This is a genomic window from Pseudomonadota bacterium, from assembly GCA_018817425.1.
Lineage (GTDB): Bacteria > Desulfobacterota > Desulfobacteria > Desulfobacterales > RPRI01 > RPRI01.
The window spans coordinates 15,033-36,803 of sequence record JAHITX010000118.1 but is presented as its reverse complement, the minus strand read 5'-3'; the positions used below and the strand labels follow the sequence as shown (position 1 = coordinate 36,803).

The 21,771-nt window shown below is 40.0% G+C and carries 16 protein-coding genes and 1 other RNA gene; 8 read left to right on the top strand and 9 right to left on the bottom strand.

What is annotated here, in order from left to right; translation table 11 throughout:
- Positions 1-364: 364 nt before the first annotated feature.
- From KKC46_20080 to KKC46_20045, 8 genes are all read right to left on the bottom strand, one after another.
- Positions 365-1,030 carry a hypothetical protein gene (locus KKC46_20080; GenBank protein MBU1056098.1) on the bottom strand — a complete coding sequence of 222 codons (666 nt, stop codon included), beginning with the start codon at positions 1,028-1,030 and terminating at the stop codon, positions 365-367.
- Between the two features lie 323 nt (positions 1,031-1,353).
- Positions 1,354-1,563 (bottom strand): AlpA family phage regulatory protein, encoded by a 210-nt coding sequence (locus KKC46_20075; protein ID MBU1056097.1) that lies wholly within the window; start codon positions 1,561-1,563, stop codon positions 1,354-1,356.
- 165 nt (positions 1,564-1,728) lie between these two features.
- A complete protein-coding gene (locus KKC46_20070; protein ID MBU1056096.1) occupies positions 1,729-2,439 on the bottom strand; it encodes a hypothetical protein in 711 nt (236 codons plus the stop codon).
- A gap of 91 nt (positions 2,440-2,530) precedes the next feature.
- Complete coding sequence (locus tag KKC46_20065) at positions 2,531-3,745, bottom strand: integrase arm-type DNA-binding domain-containing protein (protein ID MBU1056095.1); 1,215 nt, start codon at positions 3,743-3,745, stop codon at positions 2,531-2,533.
- A gap of 181 nt (positions 3,746-3,926) precedes the next feature.
- Positions 3,927-4,280, bottom strand: a transfer-messenger RNA (tmRNA) gene (gene ssrA / locus KKC46_20060).
- Between the two features lie 84 nt (positions 4,281-4,364).
- Complete coding sequence (gene smpB / locus KKC46_20055) at positions 4,365-4,823, bottom strand: SsrA-binding protein SmpB (GenBank protein MBU1056094.1); 459 nt, start codon at positions 4,821-4,823, stop codon at positions 4,365-4,367.
- Between the two features lie 99 nt (positions 4,824-4,922).
- Positions 4,923-6,680 (bottom strand): phosphoenolpyruvate--protein phosphotransferase, encoded by a 1,758-nt coding sequence (ptsP, locus tag KKC46_20050; protein ID MBU1056093.1) that lies wholly within the window; start codon positions 6,678-6,680, stop codon positions 4,923-4,925.
- Between the two features lie 7 nt (positions 6,681-6,687).
- Positions 6,688-6,969: an HPr family phosphocarrier protein gene (locus tag KKC46_20045; protein ID MBU1056092.1), complete on the bottom strand. Its 282-nt coding sequence runs from the start codon at positions 6,967-6,969 to the stop codon at positions 6,688-6,690.
- Positions 6,970-7,247: 278 nt separating this feature from the next.
- Between KKC46_20045 and KKC46_20040 the strand changes: the two genes are divergently transcribed.
- A complete protein-coding gene (locus KKC46_20040) occupies positions 7,248-7,898 on the top strand; it encodes a TIGR00730 family Rossman fold protein (protein MBU1056091.1) in 651 nt (216 codons plus the stop codon).
- A 298-nt stretch (positions 7,899-8,196) separates the two neighbouring features.
- Here KKC46_20040 and KKC46_20035 read toward each other — a convergent pair whose 3' ends face one another.
- Positions 8,197-9,960, bottom strand: a complete 1,764-nt coding sequence (locus KKC46_20035) for a formate--tetrahydrofolate ligase (protein ID MBU1056090.1) — start codon at positions 9,958-9,960, stop codon at positions 8,197-8,199.
- A 402-nt stretch (positions 9,961-10,362) separates the two neighbouring features.
- On the opposite strand from KKC46_20035, the gene KKC46_20030 reads away from it, so the two are divergent.
- From KKC46_20030 to KKC46_20000, 7 genes are all read left to right on the top strand, one after another.
- Complete coding sequence (locus KKC46_20030; GenBank protein ID MBU1056089.1) at positions 10,363-12,306, top strand: DUF4445 domain-containing protein; 1,944 nt, start codon at positions 10,363-10,365, stop codon at positions 12,304-12,306.
- 439 nt (positions 12,307-12,745) lie between these two features.
- Complete coding sequence (locus tag KKC46_20025; protein MBU1056088.1) at positions 12,746-14,305, top strand: acetyl-CoA decarbonylase/synthase complex subunit delta; 1,560 nt, start codon at positions 12,746-12,748, stop codon at positions 14,303-14,305.
- Positions 14,306-14,384: 79 nt separating this feature from the next.
- Complete coding sequence (gene cooS / locus KKC46_20020; GenBank protein MBU1056087.1) at positions 14,385-16,424, top strand: anaerobic carbon-monoxide dehydrogenase catalytic subunit; 2,040 nt, start codon at positions 14,385-14,387, stop codon at positions 16,422-16,424.
- A gap of 61 nt (positions 16,425-16,485) precedes the next feature.
- Positions 16,486-18,699 (top strand): CO dehydrogenase/CO-methylating acetyl-CoA synthase complex subunit beta, encoded by a 2,214-nt coding sequence (cdhC, locus tag KKC46_20015; protein MBU1056086.1) that lies wholly within the window; start codon positions 16,486-16,488, stop codon positions 18,697-18,699.
- Positions 18,700-18,755: 56 nt separating this feature from the next.
- Positions 18,756-20,096 (top strand): acetyl-CoA decarbonylase/synthase complex subunit gamma, encoded by a 1,341-nt coding sequence (locus KKC46_20010; protein MBU1056085.1) that lies wholly within the window; start codon positions 18,756-18,758, stop codon positions 20,094-20,096.
- Between the two features lie 82 nt (positions 20,097-20,178).
- Complete coding sequence (locus tag KKC46_20005; GenBank protein MBU1056084.1) at positions 20,179-21,060, top strand: dihydropteroate synthase; 882 nt, start codon at positions 20,179-20,181, stop codon at positions 21,058-21,060.
- An 88-nt stretch (positions 21,061-21,148) separates the two neighbouring features.
- Positions 21,149-21,763 carry a DUF3786 domain-containing protein gene (locus tag KKC46_20000; GenBank protein ID MBU1056083.1) on the top strand — a complete coding sequence of 205 codons (615 nt, stop codon included), beginning with the start codon at positions 21,149-21,151 and terminating at the stop codon, positions 21,761-21,763.
- The last annotated feature ends 8 nt before the right edge of the window (positions 21,764-21,771 follow it).

Here is a 21,771-nt window from a genome sequence, read left to right as displayed (position 1 = left end):
CTCCGTCAAATAATATAAATTTATTGAGCTTTTTCGTATAAATAACAACGTGTAAATTGTTATTTTAATTAATTTGTTTTGCGTAAGTATGATCCTTTTTACAAAAGATTGTAAAATAGGACTCTTCATATTATCAATATTGCATAAACCCTTGATAGTATTGAAACGAACAATATTATCTTACATAGTAAAATAAAGAAATATGGGAGTACTATCACGTTTGTAATTGAAATATTTTCCATGATATTTCAGTTATATTTAATTCCCATGAAAAGTTGTTTATTATGTCAGCTCCATAACCATTAGTGTTAACTGTCTGACATACCGATATCAATATTTGAAGCTCTCTTTCTGGTTAATATTCTCAGTTAGTTCTTCCTTTCTCTTTACCCTTTGGGAAAACATCCAGCGTATTCTTAATTGTAGTATCTTGCTTAACAAATTCCTCTCCAAGTTGAGTAAGCCTGCAATTCGTTTTATTACAAAGCCAATCCTTTCTTTCTTTATCCGTGGATAGTTTATTAAATTCATCACGTATATTTCTAAAGGATATAGCCCAATATTTTGGTTGTTGTTTTTTTCTGGGCTTTTTCCATCCACTGGAAAAAGATATCCGCCTTTTTTCCTTCCATGGTTGATTCAGAATCTTAGGCAGTTCGCACTCAAGAAATTTGCGCTTATCATAACGACGAGCACCATCAAAATTCCTATCTGATATAATCACTGCTTTATCCTGCCCGTTGATCCGGCAATAATGACCACTCACATTCTTGTTTATAAAGTTCGATAACTTTTTTTCTTTCTCATCCCTGTATCCAACAAAGACCTGCACGCATTTTAATTCGTTAAAAAGATCACTTATTGTCTTTATATGACACACAATGACTTGTTCTCTACACTCTTCACATCCCCACTGCCTGCACGGCAGATTAATTGAAAACACACCACGGCGGCCAACAAAAGAAACCAAAATTCCGCATTTATAATCAACAAAGTATTTGGGGTTTAGCCGGGCGGCGGTTAATCTCACTAATATTTCCTAATAATATCGTCATCTTAAAAATATATTGCATATATTAGCATAATATCAATGACTTACCAATATTAGCTATAAGCAGTTACTCTAATTCAATATTTTTTTAAAGAATATCTGCTAAGCCCATATCATCATAACTTGTTGACATAATGAATATATCTGCTTAATCTACCTAATATGCTTATTTTGTTTAATATATTTATATGCCCAGTTTTTCTGTATAATATCCAGGATCTTAGTTTTTCGCCTTCTTGTAAATAATGTTGCGAATTCCATAGATTTCGGATAAATATTTAACTTGCATTACAATAACACTCCTACTTACTATCCTTGCTGATAGAAGGATAATGGCCTTCTATTAAAGCATTTATATCTGATGCACGCCAGGCCGTCACACGTTCCGATAGCTTTATAGCTTTTGGGAACCTGCCAGCCCTTACACCTGCCCACCAGTTTGAACGAGAAACCGGCACAAACTTGAGAACCTGTTTGATTCTTAGAAGTCCTGTTTGAGGTAGTTCTTGTATTTCTTCGATTTTTGAATCTTTTGACATATGCTGCCCTCCAATATTGTATTTTATGAAGACAGCGTACACGAGGTGAGATACAAGTAAGCGGCTTAGTGCTAAACGTTAAGCGGCTTAGTGTTAATATTTATTTTAGATTATAACTGATTGGTTATATATTGATTGTCAAGTTAAAGACGTTTTTAAGTTATCTTTTGCCTTCTTAATATAGCGGGATCTGAAAGTTGAATATGCTATTGATTTTTCATCATTATTTTTATGTTTTCTTGAATATATACGTTCACTATAACAATATACTTCATATTTTTCTTTATCGATTGAAACGGATGCAAATTTATTATCGCTTTTGTATTTCTTGCAAAATTGTTTTGCTATAAATTCTGATGGCTTATTATTATTTTTGGGATTTTCCTGAATGTATCGAATAATAGCTTCAAGAATAGGCTCGTTTATTTTTTCTTTGCTACCGCCTTTTTTGCCTATTTCAGCGAACCGCCCTTGATCTTTAACAAGCTTTATGTGGGAAGCTAACTTAAAAGCTTTCGCCCGAAGCTGTTTTTGCTTTTGAGATTCAGTACAAGAAGTTACATTTTTTAACCTCAACTTCTCTAAATAATCTTTATGTTTTAATTTAAAATCTTCGATATCGTAGTTCCAATATAACCACGCACACAAGGTGATTTCCGGAGAATTAATCGCGAAGTTCATCCTCTTCTTAGTAGTTGCGCCTGCTGGAAGACATGGTATCAAAAAGCCTTCGTTGGCTAAATCAATCATGTCGGCAGCATCAAGTGATAGTTCATTCATCACATCGATTCCGGATTTTAATATGGCATACTTAGTAAACGCTTTCCCGCTATCTTGATTTGAATTCATGTGCGCCTCCTGTTTGCGCGCCTGATGGTCAAGTCGGGGAAACCGTCCAGGAAAACAGCTTGTCGGGTGGCCTCCCTATCCCCGAAAATAGTTACGCCCTTTTCTGCATGGGCAACACCCTTGCCCCCTGTTTTAATCCGTCCAGATAATCTGCCCACATCTGCATCATCTTCTTGCGTTCCTCAAGGTGAGCTGTTCGATTATAAGCCCTACCATTTGGGTCTCTAACAGCATGAGCAAGCTGATGTTCTATGAAATCCGGCCTTACCTGCAACACTTCATCAAGGATAGTTCGTGCCATTGCTCTGAAGCCATGACCGGACATTTCATCTTTTTCATATCCCATACGCCGAAGCGCTGCTAATATTGCATTATTACTCATTGGCCTTGTAAATGATCTCCCCGAAGGGAAAACATATTTGCTTGCACCGGTCAATTCTTTTAGTTCAGTTAATATCTCCAAAGCCTGACGGCATAGAGGCACAATGTGCTCCTGTTTCATCTTCATTTTGTGCTTCGGTATATTCCAGACGGCTTCATCAAGATCAACCTCTGCCCACTCTGCTTGCCGTAGCTCCCCAGGGCGAACGAAAAAGATTGGGGCAAGCTTCAGGGCGCACTTTACGACAAAATGCCCTGAATAACCGTCTATAGCCCTGAGAAGTGGTGCAACCTCTTCAGATTTAGTTATTGCTGCATGATGCTTTTCACTCGGTTGTGGTAATGCTCCTTTAAGATCGCCAGATGGATCGCGTTCAGCCCTTCCTGTGGCAACAGCATACCTAAAAACCTGCCCGGCGATAGTCCTGATCCGGTGTGCCGACTCTAAAGCTCCCCGGCTTTCCACCCTGCGAAGGACTGCTAAAAGTTCAGGGGCCTTGATCTCTGAAATTGGCTTTTTCCCAATCCATGGGAAGATATCACGCTCCAAACGACCCATGATTGTGTTTGCATGGCCCGGTGTCCATGTGGGTGTGAATTTGATATGCCACTCACGGGCTATAACTTCAAATGTTTCTGTTTCAGCAGTTTCTGCCTGCTTTTGGGCCTTACGAACGGCTCCGGGGTCGATGCCATGCGCAACCTGCCTTCTTGCTTCATCCCTTCGCTGTCTGGCATCTGAAAGAGAGATTTCAGGATATGTGCCCAAAGCAAGAAGTTTCTCTTTTCTCTCAAAGCGATACTTCAGTCTGAAATATTTTCCACCCTGTGGAGTAACCAAAAGGAAAAGGCCATCACCGTCGAATAGCTTTATCTGCTTATTCGATGGTTTAGTATTACGGATTTTGACGTCACTTAGTGCCATAAAGGATTTCCTCCATATTTGGGGGTATCAGTTTTGACTTGGGGGTACATTTGCTTAAAATATACCCCCAAATTCATTGGATTTAGATAAACCTTATAGCACGTCATTGGACAAATGTCAATAAAAAACCCGTTATTTCTAACGGGTTATGTACTTAATTGGATTGTATTGGATTAGGTCTTGGTGGAGGCGGCGGGAGTTGAACCCGCGTCCGAAAATCTTCCGCACAGGCGTCTACATACTTTTCCTGAAATTTATATATCGCCAGATCATGCCTCCTTCAGGCAAGATGCATAAGCCGGCTACCCTGTTATTGTTTCGATGGTCTGCAACAGGTGGTACAACTCATCTATCCTACTAGTCGACGCCCTTATCTTATCCGCAGGAAAAACAGGACAGGACGTTGGCCCTAAGCGGCCAATGCGTAATTATAATCGTCTGCGATTATCTTTATTTCCCGTCTCTTGTTACGAGCTGACAGGCGCTCGGTATGCAACCTGGACTTCTTTATCCCCGTCGAAGCCGTTTCGCCCCCAAATGAGCAGACTTTATAATAAAGAACTTTTTTGTTTATGCTACTATATTAAGCGCTGAATGGCTGTTTGTCAAGATGTTGAAACTATCTTTCACTTCTTGTTCTTTCCATATCTCTGCTTTCGTCGCGTTTTTTTATGGCTTCCCGTTTATCGTATTGCCTTTTTCCTTTAGCGAGAGCGATTGAAATTTTTATTTTTCCGTTTTTGAAATAAAGTCTTAAGGGAATCAGGGAGTGTCCTTTTTCATTCACCTTGGCTGTTAGCTTTTTTATCTCAACCTTGTTTAAAAGCAGTTTTCTTATTCTCAAAGGTTCGTGGTTACCAAAATAGGCAAAGGGACAAGGCCCAATGTGCATTTGATGAACAAAAATCTCACCGTTTTTGATTTTGGCGTATGAATCCTTGAGGTTTGCCCGGCCAAGCCTTAAAGATTTAACTTCGGTTCCAAGAAGAACCATGCCTGCTTCATATTCATCTTCAATGAAATAGTCATGTCGTGCTTTTCTGTTTTCAGAAATATTTTTATTGCGGGTATTTTCCAATGATTTCTTCCAAATGTCTAAATTACGGTTTTATGGCTCTTTTTTTATAATTTGCAACAATCCGTATATTTTTCAAATTAAGGGAGTGCCGATTTTATCCTATTTTGAAACAATTTTTCCGAAAGAGGCTTCAACAAGTTTTGCTACGTCATTTGTAGTGGTCATGTTAAGAATTTCTTTCATAAATTTTTTTGTATCCTCGATGTTTAGTGATCGTATCATATTTTTTACTGCCGGAATTGACTGGGGATTCATACTCAGTCCGTCTATTCCCAACCCGAGCAGAACCGGAATATTCAAAGGATCACCTGCCATTTCCCCGCATACAAAAACCTTTATGCCTTTTTCTTTGCAAACATCAGTTACATGCTTGATCATGCGTAAAATAGCAGGGTGAAATGGTTGATAAAGGTGGGCGACTCCCATATTAACCCTGTCTATTGCAAGAGTATATTGGATAAGGTCATTTGTACCAATACTGAAAAAATCAGCTTCATCAGCCATAGCATCGGCCATTATAACTGTGGATGGTACTTCAATCATTATTCCGAACGGGATATTTTTATTATAAACCTTTCCTTCTTTTTCAAGCAGATCGGCTGCTTCATTAAGGTATTTTTTTGTTTCGCGTATTTCATCAATGCCTGATATCATAGGAAACAGGATTCTCACATTTCCAAAAGCAGCGGCTCTTAATATTGCTTTTAATTGTGTTATAAAGATTTCAGGCCGTTCCAGACAGTATCTTATAGCACGAAGTCCAAGAGCAGGGTTGGGTTCGTCAAAGCCATTGGAAGATACAAGCACTTTATCCCCGTTTATGTCAAGCGTACGGATTGTCACCGGTTTCGGAGCTATCGCCTCAACAACATTTTTGTATTTATCAAAAAGTTCTTCCTCGCTTGGAAAATCGCTTCGTGTAAGATATTGAAATTCGGTTCTGTAAAGCCCTATGCCATCACCACCATGGTTCAGCACTGAAGGAACTTCTTCAGGAAGCTCTATGTTCCCCATAACCGGCAGAGAAAACCCATCGATAGTCTCTGCCTTAAAACGGCTTTCAAACGATAAATGTACTTTATGCTCTTCTTCTCTGGTTTCAATTTCTTTATATTTCTTTAGTGTTTGTTCTGAGGGATTTACAATTACAACGCCTGTTGATCCGTCTATTATTAACGTATCATCATTATGTATTATTTTTGTAGCATTACCCAAACCTAGAACAGCAGGTATTTCAAGTGTACGGGCTATGATTCCTGTGTGAGAAGTCTTACCGCCACGGTCGGTAACAAAACCCATAATTTTATCCAACTGGATCTGGCTTGTATCGGCAGGTGAAAGATCTTTTGCAACCAGAATGACGCGCTTGTCTATTTTGCCGATATTTACTTCTTCAGATCCCATCAGTTTTTTCATAATCCGATCTGAAACATAAGAAATATCATTAGACCGTTCCTTAAGATAAGGATCATTTATGCTCTGGAACATCACCATGATGCCTGCTACAACCTTTTTAAGCGCCCATTCAGCATTAACTCTTTCGTTTTTTATAGTTTCTATGGTTTTATCATAGAGTTTCCTGTCTTTAAGAAGAGCAACATGGGTTTCAATGATACCGGTATGGTTGCGCACTTCCTTTGGTATATTTTCGATTATTTGTTTTAAGTCATTAACAGCCTGTTTTACCGCCGTTTTAAAGCGCTTTAGTTCGTGATCCAGGTTTTTCTTGTCGATAAAATATTTTTCGACTACATCCACACCTTCTTTATCAACAAGATATGCTTTGCCAATACAGATTCCAGGTGAAGCTTCAATTCCGTTTAATCTTGTTTCTTCTATCTTTTCTTTTTCAGACATATTGAGTTTATTCTCCAAACCCATTTTCAACCAGGATTATTATATGATTTAAAATATCAATATCAGTCTCGTTTTCCGCCTCAAATGTTATCCGGGTACCCTTGGCACAACCAAGGGTAAGGATATCTATTATGCTTGAAGCATCTATTTTTTCAGTGTCGTTTATAATCCAGATTTTTTTATTAGCGTTTGCGGCAAGGTGTGCAATTTTGGCTGCCGCCCTTGCATGTAGTCCAAGTTCGTTTACTATAGTTGTTTTTTGTAGAAGATCGTTGGATTTTTTATTCATTAAGTTATTAATTAAATGATAAGAAAGGTGATTTTAAATCAAAAAATAATAGCTTCAATATGGTTAAATTTGCAAGACATATTCTTTTCAATCTAATCATATGTAACGTATTTGTCAATGTTCAATTGACATAACAATAAATAATTAGTATAAAAATATACTGTTTAACTTTAATTTCTTTGAGTTTCGGTTTAATATAATTTATAATAAAATATTATTTCAAAAATAGTATATTTGATTGTTTTTATTTTATTAAAGACGATATTTTAGGGGTGAAAATGGAAAAACAGTATTTAATAGATGAATTATCTATATCGGAGTCATGGCGGCTTTTTAGAATTATGGGCGAGTTTGTTGAAGGGATAGAGGCCCTTCATGAATTAGGACCGGCTGTAAGTATTTTCGGATCGGCAAGAATCAAGCCGGATGATCCTGTATATAAGAAAACTGAATTGATAGCGTCCCTTTTTGTGAAAAACGATTTTTCTGTAATTACGGGTGGTGGCGGTGGTGTCATGGAAGCTGCCAATAAAGGAGCTGCCGAAGCAGGTGGAAAATCCGTAGGCCTTAATATAATCCTGCCTTTTGAACAAGAGCCTAATCCATATTCTAATATAAAACTTGAATTTAAATATTTTTTTATCCGAAAAGTAATGTTTGTAAAATATGCTTATGCATATATTATCATGCCTGGTGGGTTTGGTACGATAGATGAACTTTTTGAAGCTGTTACGCTTATTCAAACTCACCGCATAAGGCCGCTGCCGGTTATTCTTGTCGGATCAGACTATTGGGGTGGGCTCAAAAAATGGATTAAATCCAGGATGCTGGAATCGAATAAGATTTCAGAAGACGATATTGATATACTCCAGGTTATGGATGATCCGGAAGAAGTGGTTGATGCGGTAAAAAAACTTGTTATTATATAAATGCAGTTTACGGTTATAGGTTCACAGTTCCATGGTTCATGGTTCAAGGTGCGATGAAAATCGAATGTTTTTAAGATATTGAGGCTTACCGACTGGCATTTGGATTGACTAAAAAAGTGTATCCTATGACAAAGAAACCGGGATTTGCGTATGAAGGGCTCAAGGTAATAAACTGTGAACCTAACAACCTAAGTAGTTACCATAAATTCGATTTTTGCAATTTTAAAATAAAAATGGGGCGCCAGGAAAATCCTGGGGCCCCATTTATTATGGTATTATGATATATTTCTAATAGTTTCTAGAAAAGTCCGCTTACTTTTCCTGTACTTGTATCAACATCGATTCTTCTGAATGCCGGGTTGGAACTTGTTCCGGGCATGAGACTAATGGTTCCTGCACATGGGCACAGGAATTTGGCGCCTGAATAAATCAGAATGTCTCTTATCGGAAGTGTCCAGTTTTTTGGAACACCCTTTAGAGTCGGTTCATGAGTAAGGCTTAAATGAGTCTTAACCATCATTGTTGAGAAGTCAGCGTATTTGGGATCATTTTCAAGCATTTTGGCTTTTGTTTCTGCTTCAGGACTCCATGATACTCCGTCTGCTCCGTATACTTCTTTTGCTATAAGAGCAACTCTGTCACGAAGCTTCATCTCAAGCGGATAAAGGAATTTGAAATCGTTTTCTTCGTTACATGCATCAATTACAGCATCTGCCAGTTCAAGAGCACCTTCTCCGCCCTTTTCCCAGTGGCTTGATTCGGCACAGCGTGCTCCGGCTGCCTCAGCCGCTCTTTTAACAACTGCAACTTCAGCATCAGTATCGGTATAGAATCTGTTAACACAAACAACCGGGTTTATACCGGCTTTGCGGATTACGCCTATCATGTGAACCATGTTCTCTACGCCATTTTCAACCAGTTCGAGGTTTTCCTTGGTGTATGCTTCATCAAGTGCTTTTCCTGCTACAACTCTGGGTCCGCCGCCATGCATCTTAAGAGCGCGTATTGTGGAGGTTAGAACTGAAACATGGGGTTTGAGACCGCTGTTGCGGCATTTTACGTTCCAGAATTTTTCAAATCCGATATCTGCTGCAAAACCACTCTCTGTAACATGGTAATCATGCAATTTAAGACCAATGCGGTCCGCGATGATAGATGATTGGCCTACAGCAATGTTTGCAAACGGTCCGGCATGAATCATACAGGGCTGATATTCGGCTGTACTTAAAAGAGTGGGATTAATAGTATTTCTCATAAAAGCGGTCATGGCACCGCCTACTTCAAGGTCACCGGTTGTAACCGGTTTGCCGCTCTTATCAAACGCAACAGTTATTTCATCAAGACGTTTTCTTAAGTCGGCAAGATCCTTGACTATGGAAAGGATAGCCATGCATTCCGAACCAACGGCAATTCCAAACTTGGATTGCATTGTAAAACCGTCTGTTCTTCCGCCAAGGCCGATAATGATATTTCTAAGTGCCTGTGCGCAGAAATCAATTATCCATCCCATTTCAACACGTGTCGGATCAACATCAAGACGGCGCATTTTGGTAAGTCTTGCCAATTGTTCGTCATTATAATTTCTTTCATGCTGCATACGCGCTGTTAATGCAACCATGGCAAGGTTGTGGGCGTTCATGATGTCATTGATGTCGCCTGTAAGGCCCAATGAGAACTCTGTCATGGGAATAATAAGAGCATTTCCACCGCCTGCGGCAGTTCCCTTAACATTCATTGTTGGTCCGCCTGATGGTTGCCTCAAAGCTCCGCCTACATTTTTTCCACGCAAACCAAGGCCTTCCATAAGGCCGACCGAAGTTGTGCTTTTACCTTCACCAAGCGGTGTAGGGGTGATAGCTGTAACCTCAATATACTTGCCATCATCTTCCTTCTCAAGGCGGTTCATTATTTTAAGAAAATCAAGCTTTGCGAGCCTGCCCATAGGAAGAATTTCATCGGGCATAAGGCCAAGTTTATCTCTCCATTGTTCCGGTGACGGCATGTTTACTTCCGCTGCTTCGGAAATCTGCCAGTCAGCCATTTTTACTGCATCATAAGCCATCTTTCAAATTCTCCTTAATTGTTAATAGTTTAATTTTTTTGGAACAGATTTGTCCTGTTCCTGTTAAGATATAAATGATTCCTTCTTCATAACAGGCTGGATTAATCTGTCCTTAGCCTGTTTTTAAGCTTTTAGTAAATCAAACAGGGATTAAAAAATAACTAATAAATATAAATAGTTGCATAATATCCCATCTTGTTTTGTAAATTATATATTTTTTCCAATTAGCATGGACTATTTATGTTGGCAAGAATTATGTGTTTTAAAAAAGAAAAAATATTTTATAAATAATAAACTTTGCATTTCAAAAATTTTGGAACAGGTTGACTTAAAATAAGGTTTTGATGTATGGTTCTAAAGTTTCATTATATTTCATTACTAATAATTTAACAGGAAAAATATATGCATCAGGTAATTTTTTACCCTCATAATATTACTATTTCAGCAGAAAAAGGCTATAACCTCTTGAGACTTGCGATGGAAGCAGGTGTACATGTTAATGCTTCATGTGGTGGTGAAGGGGTTTGCGGCAAATGCCTTGTTATAATTGAGGAAGGGGAAGTAGAAGGAGGAATTACAGAAAAACTTAGTGATGATGACATAAATAAAGGTTACCGTCAGGCATGCCTTTCAAAAATCAAAAGCGATCTGAAAGTAAGAATTCCGGTTGAATCCTCTATTGATTCAAGCGTACTTAACATGCAGCCCACTCCCAGGCGAACGGCTCGTATCAAGGATATGAATTTTGATGAACTTAAGGAAAAGGGATTATTTATTCCGCCGGTTGAAAAGAGGTATCTTGAACTCCCTGAGCCAACCGCGCAGGATAATCTTCCTGATGTTTCACGGTTGGTAAGCTATTTAAAAGCAAATTATGACGAACATCGTCTTGTAGTCGATTTGCCGGTAATAAGAAAAATATCCGATATTTTGCGAAAAGACGATTTTAAAATAACAGCCACTCTGGCACGTCCTGTTCATGAAGGAAGAAAGACCCATATTATTAATATAAAGGAAGGTGACACCACTAAACAGAATTATGCCATTGCAATGGATATAGGGACTACTACTGTATATGGGCAGTTAATTGATATAGTTAGTGGTGAGGTGCTTGCGCAACATGGAGATTTCAATGCTCAGATAAGCTATGGGGAAGATGTAATAAGCAGAATTGTGTATTCTGAAAAACCTGGCGGGCTGGAAAAGCTGCATGCTGTAATTATCAAAACAATAAATATAATTATTAAAAAAATAATTAAACGGTCCGGAATAGATCCTGATGAAATATCAGCTATAACCATTGCTGGAAATACGACAATGACCCAGCTTTTGCTCAAAGTTAATACACGGTATATTCGCAGGTCGCCATATGTTCCTGCGGCCACGCTTTATCCGCCTATAAAAGCCGCTTTTCTCGGAATCGAACTTGGAGATCATGTCAATGCTCTCGTTTATCCACAAATTTCAAGTTATGTAGGTGGGGATATTGTAGCAGGAGTTATGGGTTCCGGTATGTATCGTTCGGAAGAACTAACACTTTACATGGATATAGGAACAAACGCGGAGATAGTGATAGGCAACAAAGACTGGTTTGCATGTGCCGCCTGTTCGGCGGGTCCGGCATTTGAGGGTGGCGGAGTTAAGTTTGGAATGCGTGCCACAAAAGGGGCTATCGAGGATTTTTCAATAGATCCTGTAACGTTTGAGCCTATGAATATTACTATCGGCAATATAAGCCCCAAAGGGATCTGCGGCTCAGGTCTTATAATAATGGTAGCATCTTTGTTTGAAGCAGGAGTTATAAATAATCTTGGCAAATTTAACAGAGATCTTAACATCCCACGAATTCGTGATACAGAAGGAGTGTATGAATATGTTGTAGTGTGGGCTAATGAGACACAGATTGACAGGGATATCGTTATCACTGAACCGGATATTGACAATCTTATTCGCGCAAAAGGTGCCATATATAGCGGTTGCTTGACTCTTCTTGAAGAAGTAGGCCTTACAGTAAATGACCTTCAACGTGTTATCCTGGCCGGAGGATTCGGAAGTTACGTCGATCTTGAAAAATCCATAACAATAGGCTTGTTACCTGAAATAGATCTTGAAAAGATTACATTTATTGGAAATGGTTCATTGCTTGGAGCAAAAATGAGCTGCCTTACAAACCGCGTGAGAAAAGATGTTGTTGAAGTAACTAAGAAGATGACAAATTTTGAACTTTCTGAAACGGCTTCTTATATGGATAATTATATTGCAGCTCTCTTTCTGCCACACACCGATATGAATAAATTTCCCAAAGTTAAAGCGCGTTTTGATGAAAAACACAAAAATGCCAGATAGCGTTTTCTCAAGGCTTCAATTTAAAAACATTTAATGATTGTTAATTATTGACAAACTTAAAATCTCAATATATGGCAATCATATAGAATTTTATATTTAATAATACTTCATGAAATTTATGGCTATCTAACCGGTTAAGAATGGTTTAATAGTTATAATGATTGGGTTTTGATGTACAATTGTCCACTTGTTATGTGAAAGCTGAAAATTTAATAGGCGAGCTTTAAAGATGGTTTAACACCGTTCTTTTTTTATGCTCACAGCAATAAATCTACCGGCGTAGATAAATTTATAATAAATTGGAAATATATTGAAAGGGGGGTTGATTTAATTTTTTAAGGCAGAGGTTGTTTTTTTTTACCCATAATTTTTGTTAATCCCATAATGTTTATTAACATGTAATACAGTGGGTTAACTTTTTTGTTAAAAGGAGGTTGCTTTGGGTTTTGAAATATATAAGGAATCTTATTCCGGCAGTATCAAGGGCATCACATTAGGAAAAGGCGAGAATGCCGTTACTGTTGGTGGTGAGGCATGCTATCCTTTCTATCTTTTTGAAGGGAGTATGCCAAATAAACCCAGGATTGCAATGGAAATCTGGGACACTGAACCGGAAGACTGGCCGGAATCAGTGCTTTGCTATTTTAAAGATGTGGTTTCCGACCCTGTAGCATGGGCCAAAAAATGTGTTGATGCATATGGCGCTGAAATGATTGTTCTTCAATTAAAAAGTGCTGATCCTAATGGTAAAGATGCGTCACCTGAAGATATTGCCGCTACAGTAAAAAAAGTTAGTGCGGCGATTAATGTCCCTCTGATTATTTGGGGATGTGCCAACGCCCAGAAAGATGAGGCGGTATTAAAGAAAATTGCTGAAGAATGTCAGGGTGAAAATCTAACGATGGGGCCCGTTGAAGATAAGAACCACAAAGGAATAGGCGCAAGTGCCATGGGATATGGCCATACAATTATATCATCATCGCCTATCGATGTTAACCTTGCAAAACAGATAAACATCCTTCTTGAAAATTTGGGTGTATCATCTGACAAAATTATTGTTGATCCCACAACTGGCGGTCTTGGATATGGAATGGAATATTCTTATTCCGTTATGGAACGTTTGAGAATGGCTGCACTTGCTCAAGGTGATGATAAGTTGCAGTACCCTATAATTAATAACCTTGGAAACGAGGTTTGGAAATGCAAAGAAGCAAAGCAGACGGAAAAAGAAGCTCCCGTTCTTGGTGATCCCGAAAAACGTGGGATTCTTATGGAAGCTGTCGGTGCGGTTAGTTATCTTCTGGCAGGTTCGAATATAATGATTATGAGGCATCCTGAAGCTATTCGCATGGTAAAGTCTTTTATAGACTGTCTTGCAGATGGAGGTTCACTACAGACAGTTGATCCGATTAAGAAAAAACTGGACGATGTAGCTATTGATTTTAAAGCTTTATCGCCTGAACCGGATCTCACAATACCAGAAGAAAAAGCTAAAAAAGCTGAGCCGGCAAAGAAAGCTGAAGCCAAAAAAACGGAAGCGCCAAAGGCTGAAGCTAAAGCTGCTCCTCCTAAAGCCGAGCCGAAAGCAGCAGCACCTGCTGCTCCTAAAGAAGAAGTAAAGGCCAAAGCGGAAGTAGATCCGGCTGTAAAAGCAAAGGCGGAAGCAGATGCTAAAGCCAAAGCGGAAGTAGATGCAAAAGCCAAAGCGGAAGCAGATGCAAAAGCAAAGGCAGATGCAGAGGCAAAAGCAAAAGCAGATGCAGAGGCAAAAGTAAAGGCAGAAGCCGATGCAAAGGCCAAAGCGGAAGCAGAAGCAAGATCAAAAGCAGAAGCCGAAGAGCAAGCGATAAGGGATAAAAGAGCACAGGAACGCGAAAATCGCCTTGCTGCTAAAACAGATGCTCCTGAGAAATCGGTTGCAATGACGGCTGCCGCCGAGCAGAAGTCGGAAACCGATAAAATACTTGAAAAATTGAACAGAATGCACAAAAGAATTTAATTTGTGTGATCATTTATGGTTTTTATCACCTTTTTGGTGATGATGCCTGAATAATAAAAAATATGAGGAGGAACCTCTAATGGCAGAAGAAACAAAAGATAAGGTCGTAAAGGCACCCAAGGAGAAAAAACTGGCCGATCCGATTGCGGCATCCATGGACCTTGCGACTCAAACTATGATTAAACGTGCCCAGGAACTGGGTGTTGAAACAGTTTTTGACAGAGCTGAAAATATGAAGCCATGCAATATCGGTATTCAGGGCACCTGCTGTAAAAACTGCGCCATGGGTCCTTGCCGCCTGCCTCTTGGCAAATCCGGAATTGAAGGCGAAGATGATAGAAAAGGCCTTTGCGGTGCAACTGCAAATACGATTGCTGCAAGAAATTTTGCAAGAATGGTAGCTGCCGGTGCTTCTGCACACTCTGATCATGGACGTGGAGTTGCTGAAGTATTTCTTTCTGTTGCCCGTAAAGAGACTGCAGATTATAAAATCAAAGATCCTGGTAAGCTTATAGCTATTGCTCCCCATTACGGAGTTGAAACAAAAGTTACGGTTGACGGAAAAGAGGTTGACCGCAATATTGATGAGATAGCCCTTGAAGTTGCTGAAAAAGCTCTTAATGAATGGGGTAAACCGGAAGGCGAGCTTCTTAATTTAAAAAGAGCCCCCGAGCCTTTATATGAAAGATGGAAAAAACTTGGAGTTCTTCCAAGAAACATCGACAGAGAAACTGTTGAGATAATGCACAGAACTCACATGGGAGTTGATCAGGATTACAAGAACATTGTAAAGCAATGCACCAGAGCTTCATTGGCTGATGGATGGGGTGGTTCAATGATCGCAACCGATCTTCAGGATGTTATGTTCGGTACGCCTTCTCCGCTCCAATCAGAGGCTAACCTTGGTATAATGAAGCAGGATCATGTCAATATTATAATTCACGGACATGAGCCGATTCTCTCAGAGATGATAGTCGCCGCTTCACAGTCAAAAGAAATGATCGATCATGCAAAATCTGTTGGCGCAAAAGGAATTCAGCTTGGCGGAATCTGCTGTACGGGAAATGAAATGCTTCAGCGTCATGGCGTGCCGCCGGCAGGAACATTTTTGCAGCAGGAACTTGCCATTATAACCGGTGCGTGTGAGGCCATGGTTGTTGATGTTCAGTGTATTTTCCAGAATCTTGCCAATGTTGCAAAGTGTTTTCATACCAAAGTTATCACAACACATCCGATTGCAAAGATGGAGCAGGATAATGTAATTCATGTCGAGTTTGATGAACATCATGCAATGGAAGATGCAAAGCGCATTGTGAAAATGTCTATAGATAACTTCAAAAACAGAAGAGCTGAAGTTATGATCCCAAGCCAGAAAGCTACCCAGATTGCCGGCTTTAGTGTTGAATCAATTAAGTATCAACTTGGTGGTACGTTCCGCGGGGATTATTATACCTTAAATGACAATATAATTAACGGACGTATCCGCGGCGTTGCAGGTGTTGTAGGCTGCAACAACGCCAGAACCCGCCATAACGAAGCTCATATTGCTATAGTTAAAGAACTTATCAAAAATGATGTAATTGTTCTTACAACAGGTTGTAACGGAATAGCATGCGCAATGGAAGGTCTTTTAACTCCTGAAACCGCTGCGGTTTATTGCGGACCCGGACTTGCCGAAGTTTGTGAAACAGTTGGTATTCCACCTGTTTTGCATATGGGTTCATGTGTTGACAACAGCCGTCTGCTGTTAGCCGCCACCGAAGTGGTTAAGGCGGGCGGTCTTGGAAAAGACATCTGTGATTTGCCCTTGGCCGGAAGCGCTCCCGAATGGATGAGTGAAAAAGCCATCAGTATAGGGCACTATTTTGTAACTTCAGGCGTCTATACGGTGTTTGGCTTACATCTGCCTATGAGCGGCGCGCCGGTTTTCCAGGACTATATGTACAAGGATCTTGAGAAGATTTACGGCGGAATGTGGGATTGCGAAGCTGATCCTATCAAACATGCCCACAAGATGATTGCCCATATAGATAAAAAGCGCAAGGCTCTCGGTATAGACAAAGCTAGAGACAGAGTGCTCATGGATATGGCTGACCGTATGAAATTGGAAGCAATGTAATTGCGGCATGTTTGCATATTTAATACTGAGGTTAGAATAATCCTCAACGAAGGAGGAACATATGTCAAGATTAGTAGCATTTGCCGCCATTCAGGGCGGATACAATATAGTATCAAAGGTTGAAGGTTTATACAAAAAGGCCCTTGCAACCTATAGTGCCGACACAAAAGTCGGGTTTCCCAATACGGCTTATTACCTTCCGGTAATATATTCTCTTCTGGGCATGAAAGTCGAAACCCTTGAAGACATGAAAAAACCCTTGGAATTTGCAAGAGGTCTTTTGCCTCCCCATGTAAAAGGAAGCCATCATCTTCCTTATCTTGGACCTCTTCTTGATGCAGGTATGGCAGCCCTTTTTGCTTTTGAAATTGAAGAAGCAATAAGATATTTAAATACTCCCGATTTTTATCTTCATTCCGAAGATATTGATCAGGAAGCAGGAAAAATATGGCTGGGAGCAGCGGACGACACTGTTTTCAGAAAAAGAGGCGTTGAGTTTGTTGATGGCTCTGCTCCCGGATTTGCAGCTATTGTCGGTGCTGCACCTGATCCGGAAACTGCGAAATTAATTGTTGAAGAATACCAGAAAAGAAGTCTTTATATCTTCCTGGCCGCAAACCAGAACGGAACAACAGTTGCTGAACAGCTTATTGAAGCCGGAGTACAGATAGGCTGGAATACGAGAATAGTGCCTTTCGGTCCTGATATCTCTTCAGCTATATTTGCACTTGGTTTTGCAAACAGGGCTGCTATGGCATTTGGTGGAATCAAGCCGGGTGATTACAAGCGCATGCTTCTTTATAATAAGGACCGTGTTTTTGCTTTCGTTAACGCTCTTGGCGATGTTAACGCCGAATGGGCAGCAGCAGCAGCTGGTTGTGTTAACTGGGGCTTTCCGACTCTTGCAGATACGGATATTCCTGAGATTCTTCCAACCGGTATATGTACATATGAGCATGTTGTGGCTAATGTACCTCACGATGAAATGGTACAGAGATCGGTTGAAATCAGAGGCCTCAAGGTAACTGTTTCAAAGATAGATATTCCATGCTCTTTTGGTCCTGCTTATGAAGGCGAGCGTGTAAGAGGCGCCGATCTTTACTGCCAGATGGGTGGTGGCAAGAGCACGGCAATTGAGCTTGTCAAAATGGCAGAGATGAATGAAATTGAAGACGGCAAGGTCGAAGTTATCGGACCTGACATTAAAGACGTAAAGCCGGGTGCATCATTTGATCTCGGAATCTATGTTCAGATTGCCGGTCGTGAATTCCAGGCCGATTTTGAGCCGATTTTAGAACGTCAGATTCATCACCTTGTAAACTACATACAGAGCATAATGCATATCGGACAAAGAGATATCGCATGGGTTCGTGTAAGCAAGGCAGCGGTAGACAAGGGCTTTTCTCTTAAAGACATCGGTGTTGTGCTTCATGCTAAGTTCCATCAGGATTTCCAGAAAATAGTGGACAAGGTTCAGGTAACGCTTTACACCAAGAAAGAAGATGTTGAGAAACTAGCAAAACGTGCGAGAGCTGAATACAGGACCAGAGATGAGCGCGTTGAAAAGATGACCGATGAATCGGTTGAAACATATTATTCATGTACTCTTTGCCAGTCTTTTGCTCCAAACCATGTTTGTACGGTAAGTCCTGAAAGAACAGGCCTTTGTGGAGCATATAACTGGATGGACTGCAAGGCTTCTTTTGAAATCAATCCGACCGGCCCAAATCAGCCGATTGAAAAGGGCGAATGTCTTGATCCGGTTCTTGGACAATGGAAGGGTGTTAACGACTTTATATTTAAGGCCTCAAGAGGCGCTGTTACGCACTATAATTTCTACTCGATGATTAAAGATCCGATGACAACATGCGGTTGCTGCGAAGCTATTGCAGCCACATTACCTACATGCAACGGAGTTATGACTGTTCACCGTGACTACTCGGGTGAAACACCATGTGGTATGAAGTTCACTACACTGGCAGGTGTCATGGGTGGAGGAGCATCATCTCCAGGCTTTGTGGGACATTCAAAATTTAATGTCACTCAGGGAAAATTTCTCTTAGGTGATGGCGGGCTATTAAGAATGGTTTGGATGCCAAAGAGTCTGAAAGAAGAGATCAAGGACAGAATAATAAAAAGAGGGACAGCACTTGGATATCCCAATCTGTATGATATGATCGCTGATGAGACAGTTGGAATCACTGAAGAAGAAATTATGCCTTTTCTTCAGAAAGTTGGACACCCGGCTCTTACCATGCCTTCGCTGTTAGGATAATTGAAAAAGCCGGCAAATAAGAATTTTTTGTATTTTAATTAAATAAGGAGATAAAAATGGCATTAACTGGTATTCAGATATTCAAACTCCTGCCAAAAACCAACTGTAAGGAGTGTGGCGTTCCCACATGCCTTGCATTTGCCATGAACCTGGCATCCGGCAAGGCTGAGCTTGATAGCTGTCCATATGTTTCTGACGAAGCTAAAGAACAACTCTCAGCGGCTTCAGCGCCTCCTATACGACCTGTTGTTGTTGGGAAAGGCGTCCGTTCGATTACGACCGGTGGCGAGACTGTACAATACCGCCATGAAAAAACATTTTTCAACCCGACAGCATTTGCTGCTCTTGTTAATTCCGATATTAAGGATGCTGAGCTTAAAGATAAGCTTAAAGTCTGGAATGCTTTTCAGTATGAAAGAGTTGGGTTGAATTTAAGGCCTGAAATTATTGCTCTTAAGGATGCAAAAGGTGATGGAAAAGAATTCGCAAAGAAGGCAAAATTAATTGCCGAAACTTCTGAATTCAATCTCATTCTTATGAGTGACAATGCAGATGTAATGAAAGCCGGAGTAGAAGCATGTAAATTTAAGAAACCTTTAATATATGCTGCAACAGAAGGCAATGTTGATGCAATGGGTGAGATAGCAAAAGCAAATGATCTGCCTCTTGCAGTTAAGGCAAATTCCGTTGAAGGCTTGATTCCTCTTACAGATAAGCTGACCGGTATGGGTTTAAAAGACCTTATAGTTGATCCGGGCTCAAGAGAAATTAAGCAGTCGTTAGAAGATTTGGTTGCTATAAGACGTGCAGCTCTTAAATCAGGAAACAGATCTCTTGGTTTTTCAACAATAACATTTCCATGCGAGATGGCTTCAAACCTTGATATGGAAACTCTTATTGCTGCAACGCATGTAGCCAAATATGGCGGTATTGTAGTAATGTCTGATTTCAAGAGCGAGAGTGTATTTCCTCTTCTTCTTGAAAGACTCAATATATTCACTGATCCGCAAAGACCGATGACAGTAACAGAGGGAATTTATCCAATCGGGAATCCTGATGAAAATTCACCCGTGCTTATTACAACAAATTTTGCTCTTACTTATTTTATCGTTTCAGGTGAAATTGAAAGCAGTAAGATTCCGGCATGGTTGTTGATAAAAGATTCAGAAGGCCTTTCGGTTATGACTGCATGGGCTGCCGGAAAATTTTCGGGCGATGATGTCGGAGTATTTGTTAAAAAGTGCGGTATTACTGACAAGGTAAAGCATCAGCAGATTATTATTCCTGGCTATGCTGCAGCAATTGCAGGTGATATGGAAGAAGAGCTTCCCGGATGGACAATTAAGGTTGGTCCGCGTGAAGCAGCACATATTCCGGCATTTTTGAAGGCAATGTAATAATAAGAAGGTGGCGGTTTTCTTTTACAAACAGGAGAACCGCTGCCATTAACAACCGTTAGCAAATAAACGGGGAGGTCGTATGTTACTTATTGGTGAAAGCTTAAATGTTATTTCAAAAAAGATCGGGAAGGCCTTCAAAGAACGCGATCCGAAACCGATCCAGGAAGAGGCTCTTTTTCAAAAAGAAAAGGGTATGGATTATATCGATATAAATCTTGGGCCGGCAAAAAAAGACGGTCATGAACTTATGCCATGGGTTGTTGAAGTGGTTCAGGAAGTAGTAAGTGATGTTCCTCTGGTCTTAGATACATCAAACATAGGCGCAATTGAAGCGGCTTTAAAAGTTTGTAAACTTCCGCCTCTTATCAATTCCATCATGTGCCGTCCTGAGAGATATGAGAAAATGATTCCTCTTGCAGCAGAGTATAATGCGGATTTTATAGCGCTCATGTGGGGGCCTGACGGTCTTCCTCGTGATGAGAATGAACGTGCCGCACTTTGTGTTGAACTTTTATATGCCGCAAATGAAGCAGGTATTCCGAATGAAAAAATCTGGGTAGATGGCATAGTAACACCTGTTAATATCCAGCAGCCTCAGCTTATCAGCCTTATGGAGTTTCAGGCAATGATTGAAGATATAGCTCCAGGTGCAAAGAGCACATGTGGTCTGTCAAATATTTCCAATGGACCGCCGGTTCATCTGCGTCCTATTCTGAATCAGACATACATGGTTATGCTTGGAAGAAAAGGTATGTATTCGGTTATCTCAGATCCTCTTGACTTGCAACTGACTGAAATTGCAAAAGGCAAACGTCAGGATATTATTGACCTGATTTATGCAACCATGGATGGCAATGAGCCGGATATGGCAAGTCTTTCAAAAGAAATGCAGGATTATGTCAAGACTACTAATGTAATTCTTGGCAAGACTCTGTACTCGGATTCATGGCTTGAGGTATAATTTTTTAGATAAATAAAAAAATAATAAAAGCCTCGCCTGATAAGGTGAGGCTTTTATTTGTTTTACCGCTGGCACCAGGAGTTAAAAAATGGCGCGTGTTGATGATTATATTAACGCAAAAAAAATCGCAGTTCAGGATCTTTCAAACGATACCTTATCTGATATAGCAAATAGATCAGGATATGAACTTGTTGATAATAATAGATTAAGGGTTCCTTTTTTAAACAGACTCTATATTGTCAGCTGGCCAGATTTTGAATTTAAGGATGAATCTCCTGAACCAAAAGAAGTGCCAATTCAGGAACAGGTTATTATACTGCATTATCTTTTAGCAAAAGCAATAATAACCGGTTATTCAAACTGGATTTCATTTCGGGAAATTCCCGGAGCATCTTTTTATTATTCCGCTTTTGTTAACAGGGCCATAAATCCTTTAAAAGATATTTTCGGCAATAATATCAGTTTATTTGCTAACGCTGCAAAATGTTTAGAAGGAAAAGCCTTTGATGCAGGTGATGCCGCTTTCGAGTTTATACTATTTCCGCATGTTTCATTGCAGCTTATTATCTGGTATGGCGATGAAGAATTTCCATCTGAAGCAAATATATTATTCAATGACAATATAGGCGATATTCTTTCACCGGAAGATGTAGCCTGGCTTTCAGGAGCACTGGTTTACAGGCTTGTTGCTTTATCGCGGTAGAAACAGCT

What these genes read in the sequence shown, in the direction of transcription:
- KKC46_20070 (MBU1056096.1), bottom strand. Translation starts at nt 2,439, where the DNA reads ATGAATTCAAATCAAGATAGCGGGAAAGCGTTTACTAAGTATGCCATA.
- KKC46_20065 (MBU1056095.1), bottom strand. Translation starts at nt 3,745, where the DNA reads ATGGCACTAAGTGACGTCAAAATCCGTAATACTAAACCATCGAATAAG.
- ptsP (MBU1056093.1), bottom strand. Translation starts at nt 6,680, where the DNA reads ATGTCTGAAAAAGAAAAGATAGAAGAAACAAGATTAAACGGAATTGAA.
- KKC46_20045 (MBU1056092.1), bottom strand. Translation starts at nt 6,969, where the DNA reads ATGAATAAAAAATCCAACGATCTTCTACAAAAAACAACTATAGTAAAC.
- KKC46_20040 (MBU1056091.1), top strand. Translation starts at nt 7,248, where the DNA reads ATGGAAAAACAGTATTTAATAGATGAATTATCTATATCGGAGTCATGG.
- KKC46_20035 (MBU1056090.1), bottom strand. Translation starts at nt 9,960, where the DNA reads ATGGCTTATGATGCAGTAAAAATGGCTGACTGGCAGATTTCCGAAGCA.
- KKC46_20030 (MBU1056089.1), top strand. Translation starts at nt 10,363, where the DNA reads ATGCATCAGGTAATTTTTTACCCTCATAATATTACTATTTCAGCAGAA.
- cooS (MBU1056087.1), top strand. Translation starts at nt 14,385, where the DNA reads ATGGCAGAAGAAACAAAAGATAAGGTCGTAAAGGCACCCAAGGAGAAA.
- cdhC (MBU1056086.1), top strand. Translation starts at nt 16,486, where the DNA reads ATGTCAAGATTAGTAGCATTTGCCGCCATTCAGGGCGGATACAATATA.
- KKC46_20010 (MBU1056085.1), top strand. Translation starts at nt 18,756, where the DNA reads ATGGCATTAACTGGTATTCAGATATTCAAACTCCTGCCAAAAACCAAC.
- KKC46_20005 (MBU1056084.1), top strand. Translation starts at nt 20,179, where the DNA reads ATGTTACTTATTGGTGAAAGCTTAAATGTTATTTCAAAAAAGATCGGG.
- KKC46_20000 (MBU1056083.1), top strand. Translation starts at nt 21,149, where the DNA reads ATGGCGCGTGTTGATGATTATATTAACGCAAAAAAAATCGCAGTTCAG.